This window comes from Comamonas sp. NyZ500 (assembly GCF_016772095.1).
In the GTDB taxonomy this organism is placed as follows: domain Bacteria; phylum Pseudomonadota; class Gammaproteobacteria; order Burkholderiales; family Burkholderiaceae_C; genus Comamonas; species Comamonas thiooxydans.
Genome location: NZ_JAEIJE010000018.1, coordinates 1 through 17,183, shown reverse-complemented (window position 1 = coordinate 17,183; position 17,183 = coordinate 1). Strand labels below are relative to the sequence as shown.

General features: G+C 57.9%; 17 protein-coding genes. 15 read left to right on the top strand and 2 right to left on the bottom strand.

Annotated elements, in window-relative coordinates; all coding sequences use genetic code 11:
- The first annotated feature begins 2 nt into the window (after positions 1 to 2).
- From JAO85_RS20795 to JAO85_RS20740, 12 genes are all read left to right on the top strand, one after another.
- Positions 3 to 314 carry a DUF1799 domain-containing protein gene (locus tag JAO85_RS20795; protein WP_202788934.1) on the top strand — a complete coding sequence of 104 codons (312 nt, stop codon included), beginning with the start codon at positions 3 to 5 and terminating at the stop codon, positions 312 to 314.
- Positions 311 to 3,256: a phage tail tape measure protein gene (locus JAO85_RS20790; protein WP_202788933.1), complete on the top strand. Its 2,946-nt coding sequence runs from the start codon at positions 311 to 313 to the stop codon at positions 3,254 to 3,256. Before JAO85_RS20795 ends, JAO85_RS20790 begins: the two co-directional genes overlap by 4 nt.
- 149 nt (positions 3,257 to 3,405) lie before the next feature.
- On the top strand, positions 3,406 to 4,380 hold the full coding sequence (locus JAO85_RS20785; protein WP_202788932.1) for a hypothetical protein: 975 nt from the start codon (positions 3,406 to 3,408) through the stop codon (positions 4,378 to 4,380).
- On the top strand, positions 4,367 to 4,948 hold the full coding sequence (locus tag JAO85_RS20780; RefSeq protein WP_202788931.1) for a hypothetical protein: 582 nt from the start codon (positions 4,367 to 4,369) through the stop codon (positions 4,946 to 4,948). Before JAO85_RS20785 ends, JAO85_RS20780 begins: the two co-directional genes overlap by 14 nt.
- Positions 4,945 to 5,349, top strand: a complete 405-nt coding sequence (locus JAO85_RS20775; protein WP_202788930.1) for a hypothetical protein — start codon at positions 4,945 to 4,947, stop codon at positions 5,347 to 5,349. Before JAO85_RS20780 ends, JAO85_RS20775 begins: the two co-directional genes overlap by 4 nt.
- A complete protein-coding gene (locus JAO85_RS20770) occupies positions 5,334 to 7,670 on the top strand; it encodes a hypothetical protein (RefSeq protein ID WP_202788929.1) in 2,337 nt (778 codons plus the stop codon). The genes JAO85_RS20775 and JAO85_RS20770 overlap by 16 nt, the downstream gene beginning before the upstream one ends.
- 138 nt (positions 7,671 to 7,808) lie before the next feature.
- On the top strand, positions 7,809 to 9,530 hold the full coding sequence (locus JAO85_RS20765) for a sialate O-acetylesterase (protein ID WP_202788928.1): 1,722 nt from the start codon (positions 7,809 to 7,811) through the stop codon (positions 9,528 to 9,530).
- Positions 9,531 to 9,533: 3 nt separating this feature from the next.
- On the top strand, positions 9,534 to 10,274 hold the full coding sequence (locus JAO85_RS20760) for a hypothetical protein (RefSeq protein WP_202788927.1): 741 nt from the start codon (positions 9,534 to 9,536) through the stop codon (positions 10,272 to 10,274).
- 48 nt (positions 10,275 to 10,322) lie between these two features.
- On the top strand, positions 10,323 to 10,532 hold the full coding sequence (locus tag JAO85_RS20755; protein ID WP_202788926.1) for a hypothetical protein: 210 nt from the start codon (positions 10,323 to 10,325) through the stop codon (positions 10,530 to 10,532).
- Positions 10,525 to 11,142 (top strand): lysozyme, encoded by a 618-nt coding sequence (locus JAO85_RS20750; protein WP_370552216.1) that lies wholly within the window; start codon positions 10,525 to 10,527, stop codon positions 11,140 to 11,142. Before JAO85_RS20755 ends, JAO85_RS20750 begins: the two co-directional genes overlap by 8 nt.
- Complete coding sequence (locus JAO85_RS20745) at positions 11,139 to 11,300, top strand: hypothetical protein (protein WP_202788924.1); 162 nt, start codon at positions 11,139 to 11,141, stop codon at positions 11,298 to 11,300. The genes JAO85_RS20750 and JAO85_RS20745 overlap by 4 nt, the downstream gene beginning before the upstream one ends.
- Positions 11,288 to 11,782, top strand: coding sequence for a hypothetical protein (locus JAO85_RS20740; protein ID WP_202788923.1), 495 nt, complete (start codon positions 11,288 to 11,290; stop codon positions 11,780 to 11,782). Before JAO85_RS20745 ends, JAO85_RS20740 begins: the two co-directional genes overlap by 13 nt.
- Before the next feature lie 33 nt (positions 11,783 to 11,815).
- On the opposite strand, the gene JAO85_RS20735 is transcribed toward JAO85_RS20740, so the two are convergent.
- Complete coding sequence (locus tag JAO85_RS20735; protein ID WP_202788922.1) at positions 11,816 to 12,172, bottom strand: Rap1a/Tai family immunity protein; 357 nt, start codon at positions 12,170 to 12,172, stop codon at positions 11,816 to 11,818.
- A gap of 306 nt (positions 12,173 to 12,478) precedes the next feature.
- Between JAO85_RS20735 and JAO85_RS20730 the strand changes: the two genes are divergently transcribed.
- From JAO85_RS20730 to JAO85_RS20720, 3 genes are all read left to right on the top strand, one after another.
- Positions 12,479 to 12,808: a PepSY domain-containing protein gene (locus JAO85_RS20730; RefSeq protein ID WP_202788921.1), complete on the top strand. Its 330-nt coding sequence runs from the start codon at positions 12,479 to 12,481 to the stop codon at positions 12,806 to 12,808.
- Positions 12,809 to 13,008: 200 nt separating this feature from the next.
- Complete coding sequence (locus tag JAO85_RS20725) at positions 13,009 to 14,322, top strand: ferric reductase-like transmembrane domain-containing protein (protein WP_202788920.1); 1,314 nt, start codon at positions 13,009 to 13,011, stop codon at positions 14,320 to 14,322.
- Positions 14,323 to 14,840: 518 nt separating this feature from the next.
- Positions 14,841 to 15,635 (top strand): AlpA family phage regulatory protein, encoded by a 795-nt coding sequence (locus tag JAO85_RS20720; RefSeq protein ID WP_237734935.1) that lies wholly within the window; start codon positions 14,841 to 14,843, stop codon positions 15,633 to 15,635.
- Positions 15,636 to 15,814: 179 nt separating this feature from the next.
- On the opposite strand, the gene JAO85_RS20715 is transcribed toward JAO85_RS20720, so the two are convergent.
- The gene (locus tag JAO85_RS20715; protein ID WP_370552215.1) at positions 15,815 to 16,579 is read right to left on the bottom strand and encodes a LuxR C-terminal-related transcriptional regulator; all 765 of its coding nucleotides are present in this window, start codon (positions 16,577 to 16,579) and stop codon (positions 15,815 to 15,817) included.
- Positions 16,580 to 17,183 lie beyond the last annotated feature (604 nt).

Sequence of the window (17,183 nt, the reverse complement as noted above, 5' to 3'; positions counted from 1 at the left end):
CAGTGCGCGCCCGGTACACGCAGCTCCCGGATGCCCAGTACCTCAAGGACTGGGGGCTGCCTGTGAGCCAGTACGCCGACATGTTCCGCGTCGAGGTCTGGCCCGAAAACTGGACCGCCTGGAGTCTGTTCGAGGCCCTGCAGACGCAGTGGCGCGTCGGCGCAGGCGGGGTGGTGGGCCTTGACTACAGCGTGCTGGCCGACGAACTCCGCGCGCGCGAAATCCCCCATGAAGACCACGACCGGCTGCGTGCCGAGGTGCGGGTCATGGAGGCTGCCGCACTTCAAGAAATCTATGCCGAGGCTGAAAAATGAGCGATACCGACCGCCGTAAAGTCCAGATTGAGGCCTCGCTGGACGCCACGGGTGTGCGCGAGGGTGCCGTTGACGCTGTGGCGGCAGCCAAGGGCATGGCCGCAGGCGTGGAGGCTGCAGGCCAAAAGGCTGCACAGGGTCTCAAGCCCCTGGAGACACAGCCGCAGCAGGCTGCAGTCGCCATGTCTCGGGCCGAGAAAAACATGGTCGGCAGCATCCAGCGCGCCACGGTGGCCATGCAGTCGGGTGGCAAGGCCGGCTCGGAGTACTACGAGATTCTGGCCAAGCAGCGCGGTATCTCGGGTGACGTGCTCAAGCCCTATATCGACCAGTTGCGCCAGGCAGAGGCTGCGCAAAAGCGCCTGAGCCAGTCCGGCCAATATGTCATGAGTGAGCGCGCTCACTCTGCTGCGATGCGTGGTGTTCCTGCGCAGTTCCAAGACATCATCGTGTCGCTGCAGGGCGGGCAGAACGCCATGACGGTATTCCTGCAGCAGGGCTCTCAGCTGATGTCCATGTTTGGTGGGGCGGGTGAGGCCGCCAAGGCACTGGGCGGCTATGTGCTGGGGATGGTGAACCCGTTCACGCTTGCGGCAGCAGCAGCTGGCGTACTGGCTTACGGCCTGTACTCAGGCGCCAAAGAGGCCCATGCATTCCTGGTCGTTCTGCAAAAGACTGGTAACCAGGCCGGCACCAGCGTCCAGCAACTGGTGGACATGTCGGCCGCCATGGATAACGTGGCAGGTATTACCCAGGCCAAAGCGGCCGAGGCCCTGGTCACATTTGCAGCGAATGCTGGCGTTGGTGCTGAACGCCTGCAGCGCTACACCACGACAGCGATTGAATGGGAGCGTGCCACCGGGCAATCCGTGGAGGAGGTGGCCAAGGACTTCAAGAAGTTGGGTGAAGATCCCGTCAAGGCCGTGCTTGATCTGAACAAGCAAATGGACTTCCTGACGTCGGCAACCTTTGAGCAGATCAAGTCGTTGCAGGAAGTGGGGCGTGAGACGGATGCAGCCCGCGTGGCCCAGGACGCCTACGATTCGGCCATTGCCGGCGCTACCAGCACGATCACCGCCAATTTGGGCCTGGTGGAGAAGGGATGGATTGCCATTCGGAATGTGGGCGCCGAAGTGATCGACATGATCAAGTCGCTCGGCCGACAGGAGGGCATGCATGCTGTGGTGGAGCGACTGCAGAAGGAGGTCAATGACTACCAGGAGCGAGGCCCGACCAACTCTGTGACCGAGAGCACTGGCAGCTATGCCAAGGGCCTCAAGACTCGTCAGAATAGGCTCGACAAGGCGCGCGAGATGTTGGGTCTCTCCGAGTCGGCCAATACCTATGTACAAGGCTCTCGTGAACGTGAGCGGGCACTTATCAATCTGAGTGCAGAAGCCAGCAAGCACTATGACAAGCAGACGCAGAAGCGCCTTGAGCTGGCTGCCGCTGAGAAGAAATACGGAGAGGCAGCAAAGACCAGCGCAGATGCTCAGAAGCAGTATGACTTGCTCGTTGCCGGCATCAATAAGAAGTATGAGGAGAAGGAGCAGAAGGGAGGCAGCACGGCGCCTGCTTCCCGTCGCCTTGACCTCTCCGAGATCCAGAATGCTGCCCGCGAGGAAGTGCGCATCATCGATGGAAAGCAAAAGGATCTTGACCGTCTGCGCCAGTCCGGCCTGATTGATGACCAGAGCTACTACAGCCAGAGACGCTCCCTGATTGAGGAGTCCAGCAAGGTGGAGGAAGCCGCCCTGCAGGAGCAGATTGCCCGCCTGCAGCAAGAGAAGGCCAAAGGCATCGATGCCTTGGCCGTCAAAAAGCAAATTGAGGACGCCAAGTCCAAGCTGGTTGATAAGCAGCTGGAGAAGAGTGAGAAGCTCAAGGCCTTGTCTCATGAAGAGAAGTTGGCGTTGGATCGCCAGCGGATGGCCTTCGAGGCCTTGGCTGAGTCGCACCAGCGTGCTATGGAGCAGATGCGGATTCAGCAGCAGCGCACTGTCGACTCGGCCTGGATGGGCAGCAAGGGCCGACAGCGCGCGGAAAACCTGTGGGGGATCGAGGACAGCTACTTGGCAGAGGAGCGCAATCTGCGCGACCGACGCATGTTCACTGCCAATCTCTCGAAGGAGCAGCAGGATCAGATTGATCAGCGCCTGGCTTATCTGGAGGTTGAGAAGAATGAGCGCATTCGCATTGCGCAGGCCACTTACACGGAGCTGGATGCGATGCAGAGCCGATGGGAGTTGGGTGCGAGTTTTGCAATGCAGAACTACGCAGACCAAGCCGGCAATGTGGCGCAGCAGACTGCGGATGCTTTCACCAATGCCTTCAAGGGCATGGAGGATGCTCTGGTCAGCTTCGCAATGACCGGGAAGCTGGACTTCAAGAATCTGGCCAATTCGATCATTGCCGACCTTCTGCGGATTCAGATTCGCGCCCAGATGTCTGGGCTGTTTGGCAACCTGCTGGGTTCTGTGGGTGGCCTGCTGGGTGGCGGCTGGTCTGCTGCGGGGATCCAAGCCTCTGGAGCTGTGACCTCTGGGGTTTCCGGGTGGGGTAGCGTGGTTGGTTCTGCATTGCCCGGCCTCAGTCTTTCATCTGGCGGCTACACCGGAGACGGTGGCAAGTATGAGCCTGCCGGCGTGGTGCACCGCGGTGAGTACGTCATCAACGCAGAGAGCACCAGGCGCATTGGCCTGGGCTTGCTCAATCGCATGAATGGCTATGCCGAGGGTGGACTGGTGGGCGGTGCGCCTGCGGCTGCGCTCAGCGGGCCTTCTGGCCTGGGTGGCGTTCAGATGATCCTGCAGCCCAGGATCCACATCGATAGCCGGACGGATCGGGCTGAGGTGGAGGCATTGGTGTTCAAGGGAATGAAGACCGCCAGCGATCAGGCACAGCAGGAGCTGCTCTACAAAATGTCTCGGAACATGGTATGACCCAACGCATCATTGATTGGCCAAAGCAGCTGCGAATGCGGCCTAGCTCTCAGGAGTGGGAGCTTTTGCAACCCATGACGGGCTCGGTGAGTGCATTCAGCGGCGCGTCTTACGATAAATTGATTGGCCCACCTCGGTGGGCTTTTTCAATGGATCTGACGGACGCCCCGGCGTCGATGCTGCCCCAGATTGAAGCTGCATTGCGCCAGTTGCGGGGCGGTCTCAATCTGCTTCGCATCGGTGATATGCGCCGCACCGGGCGCGTCAGCGTGGTGCCGGGCGGTGGCGCCAAGGAGGTGCAGATGCTCCCATGGTCCAGCCAGTGGACGCGCTGGGGGCGCATCGGTCCTGCGCCGGTGGCCATTGCTGGCGAGGAGGTGGAGGTTCGGCAGACCACGGACTATTTTCAGAACGCCACAGCTGCTTTGCGGGCTGGTGTTCCGTATGTGGCGGTGGTGGAGGCTTCGGCCACGGTGTCGGCACATGTGGCTTTGTCGGTCGCTGGTGCGGGTGTGGCGGCTCCCCTAGGCGTTGTCTTTGATGCCCTGACCGGCGCGGTGGTCAGTCAGTACGGCCCGGTCAATGCCTGTGGGGCCACCGCAGCGGGCGGTCGCTGGCGGTGCTGGCTGACCTTTGGCGGCCAAGCCGGCGATGTGTTGGCCCAGGCCTATGCGCTGCTGCCGGCCCATGGCCTGATCCACCTCAAGATGCGCCGCCCCATCCTGGCCATGCAGGCGGGCGCGCTTCCGCCGGCCTATGTGCCTGCGGATTCCGTCAGCGTCTGGGATGAGTACGGCGTGCAGGTCGATGGCGCTGGACAAACTGGATCCACTCTGGCGACGCGCAATTGGCCGCCTGGGCTGACGCTGCGGTCCGGGCACTGGATCAGCTACGGCGACGGCATGCACATGCTGCTGGAGGCCGCCACGCCGGACGCGGACGGCAAGGCGCAGCTCTGGATTGAGCCGCCCATCCGCCGCAGCCCTGCAGATGGCGCACCGGTGGTGGTGCGCAATGTCACAGGCCTGTTCAAGCTCAAGGTCAGCCCCAAGGTTCGGCAGGAGGGGATGGCCGTCAAGGGGCAGACGCTCACCTTTGAGGAAGATCTGAATGCTTACACCTAACCAGCTGCTGCAGGCGCAGCGGCCGGCAACGGCTGTGGCGCTGCTGGCAGATATGCAGTTCACCACAGGCACCATGCGCCTGAGCACCTGGGAGGGAAGCCTGCAGGCCCTTGGATATGAATGGGCCTACCTTCCCGGGGTGATGGGCATCAGCGGGGTGCAGCAGGCCGAGAACATCGAGTATCCCGCTATCGATGTGTCTCTGGCATTGCCTGATTCTTGCATCCTGTCTCTGGCCGTGGGCAGCGAGAAGACTTATCGCGGCCGCTTGTTCAGGCTTTACATGGCCATCATGGACGATGAGTTCCGACTGGTGGACGACCCGCAGCTGCTGTATGTGGGGGTGATGGATCAGGTGCAGATGAGCACGGGTGATGGCGGCGAGGACAAGGGCGCGCTGACCATGCGATGCGAGCAGCCCGGCAAGGACAGCCGCAACGCGATGAGTCAGCGGCTGACGAATCAGCAGCAAAGCAAGAGATACCCCGGTGACACCGGGCTCAGTCGCATGGCTAAGTTGGCTGGAGGGCCGCAAACATGGCTGACCAAGAAGTTTCAGCAGGTATGAAGCGCTTGCCCGACTGGGAACTGCGCTTGTCCGATCTCGTGGGCCAGCGCCTGGCAGAGCCATTCACATGGGGTGCCAACGACTGCGTGCTGTTTGCTGCCGACGGCATTGCCGCCATGACAGGGATAGACCCGGTAGCCGATTTGCGCAGCCAGTGGGCCAGCCGTGGTGAGGCAGTGCGGGTCATCGCCCGACTGGGCGGCTTGCCTGATGCTGTCGCGGCCTTGGGCTTGGAGCCGGTCGCGCCGCTGTATGCGCAGCGTGGCGATCTGGTGCTGCACCGAAGAGATGGAACGGATGCCTTGGCCCTATGCCTTGGCAATCAACTGGCGGGCCCGAGCGATTCGGGCCTTTTGTTTTTTGGGCTGGAAAACGGGGTGCAGGCATGGCGCGTGGGCTGAAGAAAATCGCTGCAGCGCTGATGCTGGCAGGAATGTGGTCGTCTGCTCATGCCATGCCGCCGGCTATTGCGGCTGTGGCAGTGATCGGTGCCAATGTGGCTGTGACCGCCGGACTGATTGCCGCCTCGACCGCAATGTGGATTGGAGTGGGGGTCATGCTTGGGTCTGGCCTATACCAACGCCAGAAGGCAAAGCGCGAGGCGCGCCGGCAGCGTGACGCCTACAACGCCAGCCTGACCGATCGCAACACGACCGTGGCCGAGGCATCGCCTGAAGTGCGGCACATCTACGGCCGTGCCACGGTGGGCGGCTCGGTCGTTGCCATGTTCACCCGTGGGGACAAGGATCAGATCAAGGACTTGGTGATTGCCTGGGCCGGGCATGAATGCGATGCCGTCGAGGATGTGTTGATCGCTGGCGAGTCGCTGCAGCTAGATGGGAGTGGCAATGCCACCGCATCGAAGTGGGCGAGCACCAGCACCAGCACGGTAGGCGCCACTGGCGCATTCAGTCTATCTGGGGTGCTGAACCTGCCTGCGGACACCCAGCGACTGGTGTCGATCACTAAAGGCGGTGGCGATGAGGCGATGCAGCTTTGGGAATCGCAATACACCCAGACAGGCCTGGTGGTGCAGCTCAATCCCGACGCCATGGATGTGTGGGCTGGCCAGTCCGTGAGCATCCAGTACAGCCGCGAGACCACCACCAGCTATGTGCGCGTGCGTCATCACCTGGGCGCCGCAGACCAGATTGCGGATGGACAGCTCATTGCTGACTCATCCGGGCTGACTGGCGCCTGGACAGCAACGGATCGGTTGCGCGGCATCTGCTACAGCGTGATCACGCTGGACCTGAATAACCAGGAGCTGCAAAGCGGTCTGCCACAGCTCACGGCGCGCATCCGTGGCAAGAAGGTCTTGGACCCGCGCAGCAGCGCCACCGCCTGGAGCGATAACCCGGCCCTGTGCGTCTATGACTTTCTGCGCGCCGGCGACTATGGCAAGGGCGTGTTCCCCGAGCAGGTGGAGGGTGTGGTGGCCGCGGCCAACGCTTGTGACGAGTTGGTTGCGGTGCCTGGCGGCACGGGCACAGCAAAGCGCTACACCTGCAATGGTGCCTGGCAGTCCGGCACGGATCCGGACAACGTGCTCGAAGATCTGTGCGGCGCCATGGCTGGCTATGCCATCCCGGGCGGCACCTGGGGTGTCCATGCAGGCGTCTATGTGTCGCCTGTGCTGGTGCTGGGTGATGACCAGGCTGCGGGCTCCATCAACATGGTCCCCGCGCCCAGTCGGTCTGAGGCCTGGAACGGTGTCAAAGGCCAGTTCATTGACCCGGCCCAGTTCAATCAGGCGGTGGACTTCGAGCCGCTGCAGAACGCCCAGTACGTCGAGGATGACGGCGGCGAGGTCTGGGGGCAGATCCGGTTGCCGTTCACGGACCAGGGCTGGCGCGCCCGCACGCTGGGCAGCATCAGCATGGAAAAAAGCCGAGCCAAGAAGATTGTCTGGCGCGGCACGTTGGCCTGCTTGCGTGCACGGGTTGGCGACCGGGTGATTGTCAACAACGCACTGCTGGCTTTGAGCAATGCGACTTTCAGGGTGATCAAACGCTCCTATGACCATGGCTCCGCAGCTGTGGAACTCTCGCTTGAGCAGGATGAGCCGCGCTTCTACCCTGGCGTCAGCAACACGCAACCGCCGGCACCTGGCGTGCAGCCTGACCCCACCTACAAGGTGAACCCGCCCATGGGCCTGGTGCTCACCAACCCGGCGCCCGGGCGAATCGGGGTGCACGTCGATCCCAGCGTGGATCTGCGTGTGACCAATGGCGGGGCCTTGCTCATCCAGGTGCGCACGGCGGATAGCAGCGCCTGGGTCAGCATGCCTAGCGCTCCAGGCAATGCCACTGACCAAGTCATCACGGTGCTGCAAAAGGGTGTCTACGTCGTGCAGGTGGACTGGCGGGCCAGCACCGGTCAGCAGTCCGGGCAGTGGCTGGCCGGTGCCGTCACGGTGACGGAAACGTCATTTGCGACAGGGGACGATGTGAGCAACGCGGTCTCTGGCTATGCCAACAAGGAGAACCCGGTTTTTACCGGTGTAGTCGGCCTGCCGGCGTACGCCATTGACAACCTGCCGCCCGCCGGTGGTGACAACAAGCGCAAGGCCATCCTGGTGCCACTGGACCTAGAGGACAGGCCCGCTGTTTGCGTGAGCGATGGCTCAGACTGGATCAGCCAGATCACCGGATTGCCGGTGGATTACGTGGCACCTCCACCACCTCCACCACCTCCGCCAGCCCCGACGCCGGCACCGTAGACCATATCAAACCAACCCAGCCGCCCTTGAGGCGGCTTTTTCGTGTCCTGAAGGAGGTCGCATGGACAACGCGACGTTTTTTGCCGTGCTGAGGACCCAGGCGCAACTGGCCAAGCAAATTAATGAAGGGGCCCGCCAATGAGCGACGCAACAAATCAAGAAACGGTCGATATCGCCAATCAGATATTGGCAGAGCTGGCCCAAGCTGCGAAAGATGGCCAACTGATCCAGAACGATTACTACGCCACGGAGGCCGCCGGCCGGGCGGCTGTTGCAGACGGCGAAACCTTCAAAGTCTCTGGAACTGGTGATGCCGCAGCGCACTTATATCGCCGGGTAAGTGCTGCGGTCAGTACATGGCTGGCCACTTTCCCTGCTTCACTCGCAGTGGATCGTGCGGTGGCGCTCCCTGCGCGTAATGATGTTCTGCGCGGAACGGGCAACTACGAAACTCAGCCGGGTGACGACATCACGCCTATCGTCACTGATGCAGTCGGGAACGTCGGTATTGGTATCCGGCGCTCCGGCAAGCTGTTCGCAGATCTTGATCTCGGTGACGCGCAGATGTTTGCGCAGACACTGGCAGATGACTACTCGCTTGTGATCTGCGATGAGTTGGGGTACCTGTGCGCGGCGTGGGATACAGCAGGGGCGATGGTCTATCCCAAGCTGTCTGCAGTAGGCGCCGGCCAATGGGTTGCTGCTTTGACGCATCTCATCATCAGAGGGCAGTCACTGGCCCTGGGTTACAACAGCCAGGAAGTGATCACCACTGCAGATGCTTGGCGCAGCAGAAAACTTGCGGCAGACGTGCGCAGCTCGGCGTTCACAGGTCTGCAACCGCTTGTTGAGACTGTCAATGGAATGAATGCCGAGTCTCCCGCATCTGGCCTAGCCGGCCACATCAAGGATGCGTTGCTCGGAAGGTTCACGCGTTTTGATCCTTTGGATGTTGATCCTTCGGTGGCTGTGTCGATCCACGGCGTAGCGGGCGCCTCAATCACTGCACTCAACGCGGGGTCAGCTTCGTTCATTGCCGCCGGCAGTGCGATGACGGCTGCGAAAGGGTTCGCTGACCTCGAAGGCCTGGAATACGCCTTTGGCGGGATGATCTGGATTCAGGGTGAGGCTGATGAGCGCGACCGCATGCCGGCGGAGACATACAAGGCTCATTTGGTGCAGCTCTATGCTGATCACAAAGCCCAGGCTCAAGCCGCCTTGGGCAAGCCTGTGCGCTTTCCCTTCCTGACCTATCAGACCAACCATCGCTATCAGCACAACACGCCCATCGTGGCGTTGGCTCAGCGTGATGCAGCGCGTGAGCAGCGCGACATCTTCCTTGCCACGCCGATCTACATGCTGGCAGTCACTGATCACACCCACCTGAGTGCGCACAGCAACCGCTGGCTTGGAGAGCAGATGGGCAAGGTATGTCGTCGGGTCTACCTTGAGGGCGAAGAGTGGCGACCCCTGCAAACCCGCAGCGCCAAGGCCGCGGACTCCACCACGGTCATTGTCCGCTTCGACGTGCCGCGCCCGCCTTTGGCATGGGATACGGAGATCGTGACCGATCCTGGGAATAAGGGGTTCGAGGTTGCAGATGCATCCGGTGCTGTTCCGATCACCAGTGTGGAGATTACGGGCACGGATGAGGTGACGATAAAGCTGGGCAGAGCCTTGAGCGCATCACCTGTTGTTCGCACCGCATACACAAGCTACGGCAATGCCGGTCCTCTGACCGGGGCCCGCTGCTTGCTGAGGGACTCCGACAACGAAGTCTCAACATTTACCGACGCAAGCGGAAAACCGTACCAGCTCTACAACTGGTGCATTACGGATGAACGAACCATTGAGGTGTAAAGCATGAGCCAAATTATTCGCATCAAAGGCCAGGACTGGAGTGGCCAAGGTCGTCCACGCGTTGTGCCTGATTTTGAGTACGCGGTGCCGGATCTCACGGCGTTATATCGCTTTGATCGCCTTGAGTCTGGGGGCATCCCCGATGCCACTGGCAACGGGCATACGGCGACCGGCTTCGCAGGCACTATCGACGCTGAGGGCGGTATTTTCGCGGCGCAAAGTGCCGACACTGGAATCGTCGCAAGCCCGACGATGACGTTGTTTCTCGTTGCAAAGCTTGATGGATCGATCACTACGAACTATCACATGCTGCTTTCTGCATATCAGCCGTGCAGCCAGCTGTATTTGTCCAACACTGGTCAGCTGCGCGCGATTTGCGGATTGCGCAATACATCGACAGGGGCTGCTGCTGCGGATAACTCAACGGATATCCCGCTGGCATCGATCGCCGGCCGCTACGTGTTCATGTGCGCTACGTTTGATTCCACGCGCTACACGCTGGACGTGCCGCAGATCAATTACGCGTTCTCGAAAAACATCAGTGCAGGCTTCGAGCTGCACCCGAATACTGCAGGCATCACGACCAAGATAGGCGCACAGGGCAGCACCAACGCTAACAAGCTCACTGGGCGTATTGCGCTCGCTGGCGTGATCAACGGCCGTGCTGCCAATGCCGTTGAGCGGACTGCTCTCTATGCAGCAGCTCGTAATCAGATGCTTTCGCGCGGAATAGCTCTGAGCTGATGTGTAAACAACCCGCTTCGGCGGGTTTTTTTCATGCCTGGGAGGGTTATGAACGACAACGAAACCAAGGTGGCAGCGGTCAAGATCACGCTGCTGACAATGGCGGGGGCCGTGGCCGAGGTCACGCTTGAGCGCTGGCTGACCATAGCAATTCTGGTCTACACGCTGGCTCAGCTCTATTTTTTGGTGCGCGACAAATGGTGGCGGGATCCGGCGCGCATCAAGAGCCAGGAGGGGCAACAGCATGATGATCAGTAAAACTAGGGTCGCAGCAGCGGCCCTTTCTCTTTCTGCGGCCGCAGGGGCGGCATGGATCGCATCTGAGGGCGATGGCCCAAAGAGCGTCAGCCAGTCCGGCGAGGTTCTGCTACACCCTTATGTTCCAACGCAAGGCGATGTGCCCACCATCGGCCACGGATCAACGCGCTATGAAGATGGCCGGCGCGTGACCTTGGCTGATCCTCCGATCACGCGCAAGCGGGCGGTTGAGCTGGCGCTGGGTGAGCTCGATCGTACTTACGCGCAATGCGTGCGGGACAGCCTCGGCCAGACGCTGGTGAATCAAACCGAGTTCGACAATGCCGCGGACTTCGCTGGGCAGTACGGCTGCGGCGCCTGGCGCGGCTCCAGTATGCTGGCCAAGACCAAGGCGAGCGACTACCCGGGCGCCTGCCGCGCATACCTGGGCTACAAGTTCATGACCAGCGGCCGCCGCGAGGGCCCGGGCTGGGCGGCCTATCAGTGGGACAAGGCTGGTCAGGCCACGCGCTGGCGCTTTGACTGCAGCACGCCGGGCAACAGGATCTGCGCCGGCGTCTGGACTCGCCAGCGGGAACGCCACAACGCATGCATGGAGTCACAGTCATGAGCACGAAACTGCAAACAGCCCTGGCCAGCCTTGCGCTGGCCTTTTCTTTTGGGGCTGGCTTGGTCGTCAATGGCGTGTCCATGATGTTGCCCGGCTTGAAGATCCGCGGCGATGCGAATGCCGAGCTCAGCGAGTGGGGGCTGGCATGGCGCGGCTGACCATCTACACATCCCTGGCGGCCGCTGCTGCCGGCGCGGCACTGGCCTGGTATTTCCAGGCCGCACGCATTGGGGCAGAGCTGGCCGACGAGCGCCTGCAGGCCAGCCAATACCGCGAGCAAATCGCTGATGAACGCACGGCCGCAGGCCGGCGCGTGCTGGCCGTGGAACGCACGGTTAACGAAAAATACCAAGGAGCCCTGAATGACGTCATCCAGAAGCAGGCCGCTTTGCAGGCTGCTGCTGATCGCGCTCGCCGTGAGCGTGACGGCCTGCGCAAGCAACTGTCCGATGCCGAACAGCGACTTGCCGACGCTTCCCCCGCCGCCCTCATCGAGTACGCCTCAACCCTCAGCCGCGTATTCGGACAGTGCAGTCAGCGATACACGGCGCTGGCAATCCGAGCTGATGGCCACGCAACTGATGCAGCAACCTGCCGCGCAGCCTGGCCAGTGATTCCCCAATCCAAGGAAACCCAATGAGCAAAACAAGGAGTGCAGTAGAGCAGTTGCCATCTATTTGGGCTTGCAGGGGAAGACATCTTGCAACGCTCTTGAGACCAGTGAGTTGGCATTCATGTGCCTAAGCTGCGGCTGGGTGTAAAGCATCATAGGAATGATGTCCAAGATTTGGTCGCGTGTGATGCCGTCTGGTATGCAAATGACTTTGGATGACACCAGGGTCTCGGCAACTCCTAATGCATACCCGCGAGCAATATTGACCTGTTGGTGGTCTGACGCTGTATCCGCTTGAGATTTTTGTGTTTCAGAGAGCCATTGATGCAGCTCATTCCCAGTGATCTGCTGCGCATACAAATGTGGTCCACCGAGTAATGCGACCAGCAGAGCTGCGGCGCCCTGAATAGCTTTCATCCTCTCATTCCTCCTGTGAAGGGGAATGTAGCAGAGGCGCGACCAAGACCCAGCCCTTGTTCAGTAGCCTTCCACCAGAGGCATTTCCGTCCCATCGACCGCAATCATCACGCCCGTAGTGTTGGGAGCTATTTCAATGTGGATGCCTCATAGCTGGTTGGGTTTGCCAAAGGTGAAATGCCGTAGCTCCTAAAGCAGATGAACCTTAGATGAATGGCGAATTCATGCTGGCTTCACATGATCTTTCAAAGAATGAAAGCAAGCAAGATTCTTCTATGTCTTTTGCATTCATTCAGGAGTTATTTCATGAACGTGATCTTACGTCGAATGTGCGTGCAGCTTTCTTTGTTGGTGATCGCTTTCAGATCATCAGGATGGGCCATTGCACAGAGACTGGAGCCTACTGCGAGGGCTTCCGTGCAGGCTACTTCTCCTGCTTCCACTTCCTTGGCCATTGTGCTGAGTGTGCGAGAGATATATGACAAGTTACATGCGACCGGATACGATCAAATTCGCGGGATCCGATGGAGTGATAGCCGATACAAATCCAAGGTCTGGAATTCCAATGTGCAGGACATGGCGCTGTATGTGAACGCCTATACGGGTGAACTGGAGCGCCGCAAGGCTCGCCGTTGAGTTTGAGCTTGACCTATGGCAAGTAGCTAATCCTGAAGTTAGGTTAGCTTCATTGACATCAATCTAGAAACAGCTTGAACCGCAAAGCAGAACTTCTGGTCTGCCGTTATGGAGTCGATGTAGCCATTTATGTATGCATTAAGCCCATACCGGCTTATTTATCCAGTCGCTGCAGGATTCGAGCGAATTGGAGAGCTCTCATGCGCCGCTCTATTTTTCTTGTTCTCTTTTCTTTCTTTGTGATCTGGGCCGTCGAGGCTTTTTGGCTGTCGCCATCCCCTCCGGGAGATTTTTTGTGGGTGCTGCGCCAAGAAGGCATGCTTCTGACCGGTATTCTGGCTTTGGGGGCCATGACTGCGATCATGGTCTTGGCATTGCGCCCATGTTGGCTAGAGTCGCCTTTGGGCGGCATGGATAAGGCCTACCGATTGCACAAGTGGCTGGGCATCATTGCCATTCTTCTGAGTCTGGGGCACTGGCTCGCCAAGGAATCCAAGTCAATGGTCGCCACAGTGATTGGAACCTCGGGCAGATTGGCGAAGGTGCCGGTGCCAGAGTGGGTCAGCATCCTCAAGCCTTACGCCAAAACCTTAGGCGAATGGACCTTCTATGCATTGATACTGATGCTGGTTGTTACGCTTGCGCGTCGTGCAGTTCCCTACAAACGCTGGTACTGGTTTCATCGATTCATGCCTCTGGCATATCTGATACTGGTGTTTCATGGCATTGTGCTGACTCCTCCTGGCTATTGGAGCGGAGTGGGCGGCTGGCTGCTGGCGTTGACAATGGCCCTCGGCGTCGTTGCCGCCGTGATCCAACTGGTGCGTGACCTGCGATCGCGCTATCCCCATGCGGGCACCGTACTGTCGTGCACGCAGCTCGGCGATGTGCTGGAGGTGCAATGCCGTATGGATGATTCCTGGCCAGGCCATGCTGCGGGGCAATTCGCCTTTTTGCGCCTGGCAGGGGAGCAAGAGGCGCACCCGTTCACGCTGTCCGATGCGGACCAGCAAGATCATGTCGTGCGCTTTCACATCAAACAACTGGGCGATTGGACTCGCAGCCTGCCCGAGCGTCTGCAGCCCGGCATAGTTGTGGAGCTGGACGGTCCTTATGGCCGCTTTGTGCCACCGGATCACGACGATGGTGCCGTGCACGTATGGGTTGGCGCCGGCGTTGGCGCAACCCCCTTTCTATCGTGGCTAGGCCAACTACACCATGACGGCCATGCCCCACAGGCCTGGCTGCAATACGCCTGTCAGCATGTAGCCGATCCTCTTGCCCAAGCTCTGGAAGAGGCTGCGATGTTTCATCCCGATGTGCATCTGGATATTTTTGCCGATGGCCATCGCTGGACGCCCAAAGAGGTGCTTCAACGTTATCAGGCCGGCAAGCCATTGCAGGTGTGGTTCTGTGGCCCATCTTCCATGGGCAAGCAGTTGGAGCAAGAACTGAAGCAATCGTTGCCAGCTGCTAGCTGGCAATTGCACAGGGAACACTTCGAGTTTCGTTGACCAGCGGGACAAGAGCAGCGTTATCCCGATTGAGATGCACGACATTGATCAGTGGCTGGCCGGGACAGTATGGGAGGCGGGGCAGCTGCTTAAATTGGCGCCGGTGGAGATGTTTGAGCCGGATCCTGCCTAGCTGAAGATCACTGCTCGACGCCTGCTATCGGCCAGAAGCAGTCCTTGGAGGCATTCTTGCAGGTGACCGCTTTGGACTGATCTGAAATCCTTTTCTCCTAGCGAGAAAACCTCGCGCGCTCAACCACTCAACTTATCTCACTCTTGAGCCAGGAGTTATCGTGCCACGCCTCACCTCGGGGTGAGGCGTTTATCAATAAGCAATTTCAAAAATGCAAATCGTTCTTAATCTACTTGCGTGTTAGAGTGCCTCCTACATTGATCACGGCTATCAAGAGGTAATATTTATTGCATAGATTAACTGCTGTGCATGCACCTAACATCCGAGTTCAAGAGGACATATGTCTAGGGAGAGCGCGTCACATGTCACTAAACATGTCATCCCTATGGATGAGGTGTTGATTCGGACAGCGCTATCAAAATCGATGCTCTACAAGCTCTTGCGGCAGGACAAGTTTCCTCATCCAACTCCGATGAGCAATAGAAGCATTGGCTGGTTCGAGGCTGATATCGAAAACTGGTTACAGGCTAGAAAAGCAGCTCGCCAAGTCAATCTCGGACTCCCCCTCGTCTACATGGCGGGCAGGATGGGAGAGCCTGTAGAAAACAAGAAGTCAGGCGGGGACTTTTCTTGCTGGGGAATCTTCGATGTTTCCAAATCCAGTGCCCTCGGTGATTTAGGAACGGAAAGCTCGGAAGCTGACGTACTGATCGCGCCGCCGCAAGAAATGGTCTTTTATGGAACGCGCACAAGGTTCATGTACTCGGGCCCCTGGAAGGCCGGAGGCAGCGACCACGGGTACACGCATGGAGTGACTGCGTGCTCGCCTGATAGAGCAAAGAACGCCGCATACCGTGGAGCGCTCCGAGGCATTTCTCGGGCTGATGTAGTTGTGGCCTATCTTGAGGATCTAGAAGCCTACGAGACTTTGGTTGAGATTGGTTACGCCAGGGCGGCCGGTAAGAGGGTGATCGTGATTACGTCACCGGCACTTCATAGGCCACCGCTTAACGATGGTTGGAGTCGCAGGTTCTGGTTTGCTATCCGGGCTGCGGATCGGCACATTGAACTGCCAGACTACCCTGGCAGCACGTCAAATGAGCACTGGCAATTGGCTCATGCACAAGCAGCAATGCTGGTTGCGGAGTGGTATCCAAGCACCATGGTCTCTACCACCTAAAGCCTTTCACATACCCAGGCTGCGAAGGCTTTTGAACATTACCAAACAGGGGCTGCACAATTGAAAGCAGTCAGGTAAAAAGCGTCAGCAACCTTATGAATAAAAATATTCAATCAAAAAAATATTTGTAAGATAAATTCCATTTATCTCGAACTTGAAATTCAGACAAAAAATAGAGTTCAAATGATTCCTGTCAGCATCGCATATCTGACAGCTTGTGCTCTGGTTCTGACCTGCATTTTTCCGTAAATATTTTTTACATGTGTTGCCACAGTTAATGGGCTGATTTCCAGGTAGGAGGCAACCTCTTGAGTACTTTTTCCTTGAGATATCAATTTCAATATATCTATCTCTCTTTCAGTCAGCGACTCAAATTTTTTATGCGTGGAGATGTTTTCCCCCTGCATAGCTGCATTGAATATTTTGGGAATGATTTTCTTCGCCACCCGGGGAGATATCGCAGCTCCACCATTGGCTACTTCCAGCACAGCCTGCAAATAGCTTCCAAACCATGAATTCTTCACCAGGTATCCAACAGCGCCTCTCTTAAGAGCATCCATGGCTGCATCGTCGTTTTCACTTGCAGAAATTGCGATGCATAGCACGTCAGGCCTTTTTAGTTGGATCGACTCCAGCAGCTCAGCTCCTTGACCTTCGCCAGTAGAAAGGTCAATGAGGAGTACATCGAACTCTTGTGAAAAGACGTTCTTGCGAGCCTCTTTGTAGCTGGAAGCCTGCCCTACCAGAAGAGTGCGCGGGTCACGCATGAGCTCCTGCGCGATCACGTTCCTGATGTGTCTGTCTTCGTCGACCAGAAAGACTCGCACAGGTTGGCTCTGCTGGCCTTTCATGTCGGATGGCCACATGCCACCGAAAGCAATAGATGTGCCTTCAGTTCTGCCGACGTCAGACCGTGAACCCATAGATGCGTCGGTTAGATACATGTGATACCCCAGCAAGTAGATAGATTGGTTGGCAGTCACGCGAAAATAAAATCTGCCGTATTCAAAATCTACTAAAAGTAAGTAAAGAATAATTTAGTTTATATTTTTACAAATTAAAACTCTAGTAATTGGTATTTGTTTATGCAAATGCATGCGAATAGATGTAAACCCTTTGTTCTTGAAACAATAGATGGGAAAAATAGAAAGAAATATAGATTACTCTTTTTAACACTGTAAGAATTTTTCCATTTGCGCTATTAATTAAATAGCACTCCATGCACAAAATTCCGTAAATAGATCATTTTTCATTAAGAATTTTTTTTGTTAAGAAATTATTCTTAAATAGGGTATTACTATTTATCAGGCATTTTCTGAAACTGCCCCTACCGAACACCTGTTTTGGAAAGTAACCAAGCACTCCAGAACTTGTTGACGGTCAACAGGGGCCTTTTGCAGGTCTGCAAATGGTCTTTTGCTCACACACACTCTCTCTTTCACTTGTCTGAGAACTCGCTATTCAAAGGAACGATCATGAAAAAGTCTCTGATTGCCATGGCGGTTATTGCGTTGGCTGGTGTTGCATCTGCTGCTGTGAGCGGCTCAA